Consider the following 8132-nt stretch of genomic DNA (forward strand, 5'->3'; position numbering starts at 1 on the left):
GCGCTATTGCTCGTTTTAATTGTGCTACCTTCAATGACAAAAAGACCAACATCAACATTTTGAATGGTTGTTTTGCCATTGAATTCAACTATACTATCGGGATCCCAAATGTTTACACCAACGGTTGGTTCTTCGGATTCACTACCGGTTATTGTTAAATCTCCGCTAATGATTTTACTTCCACCGTCTGCATAAAAACCTTCATCGACATTTTGAATGGTTGTTTTGCCGGTTAACTGAATTTCACTACCAGAATCCTCTGTCCGTACACCAGTGCTTATTTTGCTGAGATTTTCATTAATTGCTTTACCACCGACTACTGTTAAATTTTCGCTGGTAATTTTGCCACCATTTATTGCTCTAAGACCCTTCAAAATATTATTAATCGTTGCCGTTCCATGCAATTCAATTCTGCTATCGGGACCAAGTGCAAGTGCACCGGTTCCCGCGTCATTCGTTGTTAAAGCTACATCCGTGACATCAATCTGTCCACCATTTCGTGCCTCAAGCCCATGGGTGAATTTTTCAATGGTTATTTTTCCATTTAGTTCAATCTTGCTATTAGGCAGGTTAACTCCTACACCAGTGCTTTCTTCTTTTGCTCCAGAACCGATGAGTGTTAAATCTTCGCTGGTGACTTTACCACCATCAAATGCTCCAAGACCGTTCAAAACATTATTAATCTTTGTATTGCCTTTTAATTCAACTATACTATCAGAACCAAGTGCAAGTGCACCGGCTCCTTTGCCATCTGTTGTTAGAGTAACATCCGTAATTTCAATACGTCCACCATTTTCTGTAAGTAATGCGCCTTCATGTCCATTCAAACTTCCTCCTATGACAGCCCCTCCTTTCATTGTGATCTTGGATTCTATACCATCTGCATGGAGTCCAGTACCATTAGATGATGCGACTGTAACATTGTTGTTTAAAGTAATGATGCTGCCATTTTGAGCAGATATTGCTGTATTTTTTGCAAGAAATGATCCTCCAGACACTGTTATTGTTGAGTGATCATCTGCAAATATGCCTGTTAGTGCTTGAGTTACGGTTACATTGTTCAAGGTTACTGTGCTGTTTTTAGCACTTATTCCTAAGGATAGTGAACTGTTATCGTTTTCACTCGATATTACCACGTCTTCCAGCTTGTTTTTTTTACTCTTACTGTCAGAAAAGGAAGCACCAGTGCTAGATAAAATGCCAGATGAGGAGGACGCCATTCCAGAATATGTAATTGTTCCTTTAGTCATTTGAAGTGTCGCACCGTCTTTGGCTTCAAGGCCTAAGAAAATATCAGAACCAGTGCCTTTAATGGTTGTGCCATCCAGTAACTCAATCGCACTGTCAGCACCTTCTGCTGTTACAGCATAGACGGTTTCGTTTGTGCCCTGGTTTATATCTTTATTCGTAACAATGGTTAAATGTTTTCCAATGATTTTGCCACCGCCTTTTGCGTGAATAGTTTCGTAGGTTTTATCGGATACTTCTTGTTGTTTTCCCTCAGAAACTACGAGGGTTTCAGCATGTGCACTGAACTGGATGTTAAATAGGATAATAGCGGCTACAGCCGTGCATGATAAAAGGGATGTTTTATACACCAGTATTCTCCTTATGAGAGCCCCCAAATATTCATTTCCCCGCGAACTTCATAAGAAGAAGTGAAAATGGATAGTTGTTATTAATTTCAGTAATTGTCTTTATTTGGTAAGATATTTTTGGTTTTTTGTCAAAATTAAAAAATAATTGATATTAATTATGTCTAATACAAAATGTATTTATAACTGATTTTATTTAAAGAATTATAATTTTGAATATTATTATTCAGAGAAATATTGTGAGATACTGATATAGTGGTACCATGACATCTTTTACGTGATGGTAGGGATTATTATATGACCCAAATTGGGGTTATGAGGGAACAAAAAAGGATGTAGAAGAAGCTTATAAAAAAGCTAATCTACTTGGGCTTAAAGTGGATTTTCATTTTTCAACACAGTGGTATTAATTTATTTCTAATAGACTTCTCTTTTTCTCAAAGTAGGAAGTACTTTTCATCCACTGGGGGTGGAAGTGCTCTGTTGCGTTTGTTGTGTCTTGTCTTGGTGATTTTCGTAAAGAATTAAGTATAAAGAGGGAAGGGTGCTTTAAAAGGAAAAAAGATGGCTTTAATGTACAAAAAAGGCAGCATATTGTGGCTGCCCTTTTTGTTAAATTGAATAGAATGAATAGGCTATTTTTACAGCCTTGATTTAAAACTGATAGCGTATGCCACCTGAAAAGCTTGCACCACTTATACCAGTTTTCTGAAGCTTTTGTCGATAGCTTACATCACCGTAAAGAGAGAAGTTGTGAGATAGTCGCGCATTGATACCAATTCCTCCCTCAATTGCTGTTCCCATGGGATCAAGGTAAAAATTCTTGCTAATTTGTACTTTTCCATTATCACCAAAGGTTTTGATCAAGTTTACTTTTCCATAGAAGGAAAGGGCAGGACCATTTTCAGCAGTCATAATGGTTTTGGTTAAACGTCCACCAACACGGATCAACCATTGAGAAGGATTTTTCATATCAACGGTAAAATTATCAGCATCTTCAATGGTATTAAATATCAAATGTTGATAGGCAACTTGTGCTTGTGGCTCAAATGTTAAACCTTCCATTCCGGTTGCAAACTCTTTGCCAACAGTGGTAGAGATACTCAACATTTTGGCATTTTTCAACTTTGCGGTTTTGCCAATGAGAGCATTGCCGATATCTCCTTTTAGAATTCCATAGGATAACAGTGTATCCATATAGAAACCATTGTCATGCTGCACGCTGCCATAAGCTGTTAGTGACCATTTATCCAATGTGTTCTCACTGACATCGTCCATATCCTTTGGAGTGAAAGATAGCCGCCCATAGGTGCCTACAAGACCGAAATGTGTCGTGGTATTTTGTCCTTCTAATACCGCTAATGTGACACCGGCTTGGAGAGCAGCATAACGGACATCAGCACCATAACCATATTTAAGGGGACCACGTTTCGAGGATAAGGTTCCTTTACCCCCATAGGTAGAGAGGAAGAAACTGTTTTTTAGATTTTTCTGCTCTCCCAAGACTGTTGTTCTCATATTGGCTAAAAGTGCATTTTGCTTGGCCATATCGGCCAATCCAGTATAAAAGAAAGCATTTGGCATAACCAAATAGCTTGCCATTTGTGGTACAACTGCTCTTACTTTTGAATCGGGGTTAAGAAATTCAGACTGCAAGCGAAAATCCCAGAAATCTTTATCCTTTTCATCGAATAAGTTTTGGTTAGCATTGGCCTTGCCATAACTTGATACTGGTCCATAGGCAGTCAGCGTATATTTATAAGGAGTTCCTCCTATGGTGGTATAGCCATTTTTCAATTTAAAGGAGTCTTCTTTTGCTTCTCCAGAAACTTGAATAAGTGAAAGTCCACCTATATTGGAAGGAGCAGAAGCATTTTCTACACTCTCTTTATCCCCTGAAGAACTTTTGACGTAAACTGTTGTGGTGCCTGCTACATCACCGTGAATGAGAAGCCTATCGGTTTTTTGTGCATCTATTGCAACACCATCACTCCATATAGCGTTGAAATGAATTTCTGCCTCACCAGAGGCATTATAGACTGCTAGAGTGGTTGGTATTCCAGATCCTACATGCAATGTATGATAATGATCTTCTACCAGTCCATTGAAAACAATAGAACTATCATTGAGATTGAGCACAGAAATATCAGAACGTGACCTTTGAGCAATAGCAAGCAGTTTTCCATCATCATCGGTTTCTTTTGTACTGGTTTTCAATATCCATGTTGTCTTGTTTGCCAAATCAAAGCGTACAGTTCTGTTTTCTGCAATTTTTGTTCTTCCCTTTAATACCGAGTTATTAGCATTTAGTGTAAAAGCAAAGTTATTTTCTTTAGTTGAATCTTTTGCCGCTAATAAAATATCGGCACTGATTTCTGAATTTTTGAGATTGGCTATACCGATTGATTGGTCTGCATTAATTCCAATACTATTTTCAGTGCGAATCTTTGTATTTGTCAAGTTGATTTCTAAGGTGTTATCGTCCTCGGATTTATCAAATGTTATGCCACTGTTTTCTGCTGTTGCAGAAACATTTGTTACATCAATATATCCGCTATTTTTTACAACAAATGCTGATCCTTTTGCTGCTACGGTCCCTCCATTCATTTTAATCGTGCCACCGTTTTCTGCATAAAGCCCGATGAAAGTATTGCTAATCGCTGTATTTCCATACAATTCAATTAAGCTGTTAGGATTGCTGGTAGCTGCACCGTATCCGTTACCATCCATCGTTGTTAGAGCAACGTCTGTGACCTTAATATGTCCACCATTCATTGCGAACAATGCCATGGTTTTCGCAGTTACTGTTCCCCCAGTCATTATGATTGTGCCACTATTTTCTGCATCAAGTCCGGTTACAGCATTATCAATAGTTGTCTTCCCATACAATTCAATCAAGCTGTTAGGATCGGTGGTAGCTGCGCCATAGTTACCATTTGTTGTTGTTAGAGCAACATCTGTAACCTTAATATGCCCCCCGCTTTTTGCAAGCAATGCCATGTTTACAGCGGTTACAGTTCCTCCCTTCATTGTGATTGCCCCACTATTTTCTGCATTAAGCCCGATGAAAGCATTATTAATTGTTGTTTTGCCATGCAATTCGATCAAGCTATCAGGATCGGTGGTAGCTGCGCCATAGTTACCATTTGTTGTTGTTAGAGCAACATCTGTAACCTTAATATGCCCCCCGCTTTTTGCAAGCACTGCCATGTTTGCAGCAGTTACAGTTCCTCCCGTCATTGTGATTGCCCCACTATTTTCTGCATTAAGCCCGATGAAAGCATTATTAATTGTTGTTTTGCCTTGCAATTCGATCAAGCTATCAGGATCGGTGGTAGCTGCACCGTATCCGTTGCCATACATCGTTGTTAGAGCAACATCTGCGACCTTAATATGTCCACCACTTTTTGCAAGCACTGCCATGTTTACAGCGGTTACAGTTCCTCCCGTCATTGTGATGGCACCACTATTTTCTGCATTAAGTCCAATGAAAGCATTATTAATTGTTGTTTTGCCTTGCAATTCGATCAAGCTATCAAGATCGGTGGTAGCTGCGCCATAGTTACCATTTGTTGTTAGAGCAACATCTGTAACCTTAATATGCCCACCGCTTTTTGCAAGCACTGCCATGTTTGCAGCAGTTACAGTTCCTCCCGTCATTGTGATGGTACCACTATTTTCTGCATTAAGCCCGATGAAAGCATTATTAATTGTTGTTTTGCTTTGCAATTCGATCAAGCTATCAGGATCGGTGGTAGCTGCACCGTATCCGTTGCCTATTGTTGTTAGAGTGATATCTGCAACCTTAATATGTCCACCACTTTTTGCAAGCAATGCTGCGCTTGTCCCAGTTACAGTTCCTCCCTTCATTGTGATGGTACCACTATTTTCTGCGCCAAGGCCAGTTACAGCATTATTAATCGTTGTTTTCCCATGTAATTCAATTAAGCTGTTAGGATCAGTGGAGGCTGCACCGTATCCGTTACCATCCATTGTTGTTAGTATTACATCCGTGACATCAATATATCCGCCGTTCTTTGCAAATAATGCTGCGCTTTTTCCAGTTACAGTTCCTTCCGTCATCATGATGACACCTCTGTTTTCTGTATAAAGCCCGATAAAAGCATTATTAATCGTTGTTTTCCCATACAATTCAATCAAGCTGTAAGGATCTGTGGAAGCTGCTCCGTTTCCGTTACCATCTGTTGTTGTTAAAACAACATTTTCGCCTCTAATATATCCACCGTTCACTGCCAATAATGCTCTGTTCCCCCCAGTCACTATTCCTCCCATCATTGTGATTGTGGAGAATAAACCGTCTGCATAGAGTCCATCGCCATAAGATGATGTAACTTGAACGCTGCCTTTTTGACTATTGGCTAAAGTAATGATGCTGCCTTCCGTAACGTATAGCCCAGCGTGTTCTCCATTATATTCTCCTCCTAATATCGCTATTTGAGAATGACCTTCTGCGGATATGCTGGTTTCTGCTTGGGTAATGGTTACATTTTCTAAAGTGACTTGACTTCCAGCAAAGGCTGTTATTCCTGTGTATAAAAACTCTTCATTTTCCAATTCATTTTCTAATTCACTTTCCCAGCCAGCGTCTAATTCATTGTCCGATGTTTTTGCATTTGCTAGCTTGTCTTGATCACTTATGCTGGTGTTTGCATAAGTAATTGTTACATTTTCTAGCTTGTTTTTTTTGCTCTTACTTTCATTGAAGAATGCGCCAGTTTCAAAAGCTTTAATGGTTCCTCCTGTCATTGTGATTGTGCCACTGTTTTCTGCATAAAGCCCAATTACAGCATCATTAATTACCGTATTTCCATGCAATTCAATTTTACTGTTAACATCATTGGCTATTGCACCGATTCCGGTGCCATCTGTTTTTAAAGTAACATCTGAGATGTCAATATGTCCGCCATTTTCTGCAAGTAATGCTGTGCTTCTTCCAGTTATTGCTCCACCAGTCATTGTGATTGTAGATTGTTCACCATTTGCATAAAGTCCATCACCATGGGATGATGTAACTTGAACACTGCTTTTTTTGTTATCGGCTAATTCGCTATAAGTTAAAGTAATAGCGCTGCCTCCTGTAGCGGATATTCCTTTGAGTTCTCCATCAAATGCTCCTCCTAATATCGTTATTTCAGAATGATCATTTGCAAATATACTGGTGTTTGCTTGTGTAACCGTTACGTTTTCTAAAGTAACTTTGCTTTTGTTGTCGGCATTTATTCCCTCGTCCATGAAGTGGTCGTCTTTACCGCTTGATATTGTTACACCTTCCAGCTTGTTTTTATCATTCATACTGTTTTCGAAGAAAGCGCCAATTTCAGAAACCGTAATAATGCCTCCAGTCATTTTGATTGTAGCACCATCTTTTGCATTAAGACCAAGACGAATGTCAAAATCAGTTCCTTTAATGGCTGTGTCTTGCAGGAATGTAATCGCACTGCCAAGACCGTCAGCTGTTACAGCATAAATATCTGTGTCTTTATTCCCAACCACAGTTAAATGTGTGCCAGTGATTTCTCCGTTGTCTTTCGCATTAATCATCTCATACGTTGTATTAGATACTTCTTTTTTCTCGCCGGAAACTTCAAGAGTTTCAGCATATACATTGAGATGGGTGTTGAATAGCATGACAGCTATGACAGCCGTGCAGGATAAAAGGGACTTTTTACACATCAAGATTTCCTAAATTATAAGTAAATTATAAGTGCCACACACTCTTCCCCCGCTTATAAGAAGGATATCAAATGGATGGGTATTTTAGAGATGGAACGTGATAGGCGATTTTTATTTTTATGTAAAGTATAAAATAAATTATATATTTAATATATAATGAATTATATTTTAATTCATTTTGTTCTAAAATAAATATATTATGTTAATATTATATAAGTATTATAAGTTTTTCTATTCAAGATATGTGTTATGTTTGCATAAAACTTGTTGCTTATGCTTAAAGAAAAGAAGTAGGCAAGAAAATTTCAAAAAACTGTATGCTTGAGCCTGATAGAGATCTCTTTCAACATCATAAACAAAGCTAATACCATAGCTTTCATGTTTTCTTTTAACACGGTTACGATGAAATAGCGTTCATTGATTTTTCAATCGACTTTTAGTTTTTTTCAAGAGAAATTTTTACTAGTTGAAAGTGCGATATTTTATTGTCTTGAGTTTTTTTAACTAATTTTCTCAAAGAGAAATGTTGGCGATGTGTATTGGTAGAGAAGAATAGAGGAGAGATAAAAAGGCAGCACGATGTGCTGCCTTTTTGTTAAATTGAATAGAATGAATACGCTATTTTTACAGTCTTGATTTAAAACTGATAGCGTATTCCTCCTGAAAAATTTGCTCCAGATATACCAGTTTTCTGAAGCTTTTGTTGATAGCTTACATCACCATGAAGGGAGAAATTGTGAGATAGTTGCGCATTAATGCCAACGCTGCCTTCAATTGCAGGTCCCATAGGATCAAGGTCAAAATCTCTGCCAATCCGGATGGTACCATCATCACCAAAGGTTT

The 8132-nt window shown here is 38.4% G+C and carries 2 protein-coding genes and 1 pseudogene; all 3 read right to left on the reverse strand.

What is annotated here, in order from left to right:
* Window positions 1–1598, reverse strand: a pseudogene (locus tag ACFIMW_RS08475) (autotransporter outer membrane beta-barrel domain-containing protein); the annotation flags it as partial.
* Between the two features lie 651 nt (window positions 1599–2249).
* Complete coding sequence (locus ACFIMW_RS08480) at window positions 2250–7289, reverse strand: autotransporter outer membrane beta-barrel domain-containing protein (protein WP_375697392.1); 5040 nt, start codon at window positions 7287–7289, stop codon at window positions 2250–2252.
* A gap of 637 nt (window positions 7290–7926) precedes the next feature.
* On the reverse strand, window positions 7927–8132 hold a 206-nt coding region (locus tag ACFIMW_RS08485), incomplete at its 5' end, for an autotransporter outer membrane beta-barrel domain-containing protein (RefSeq protein ID WP_375608776.1).

The organism is Bartonella sp. AC329YNZD, from assembly GCF_042196685.1.
GTDB lineage: Bacteria > Pseudomonadota > Alphaproteobacteria > Rhizobiales > Rhizobiaceae > Bartonella.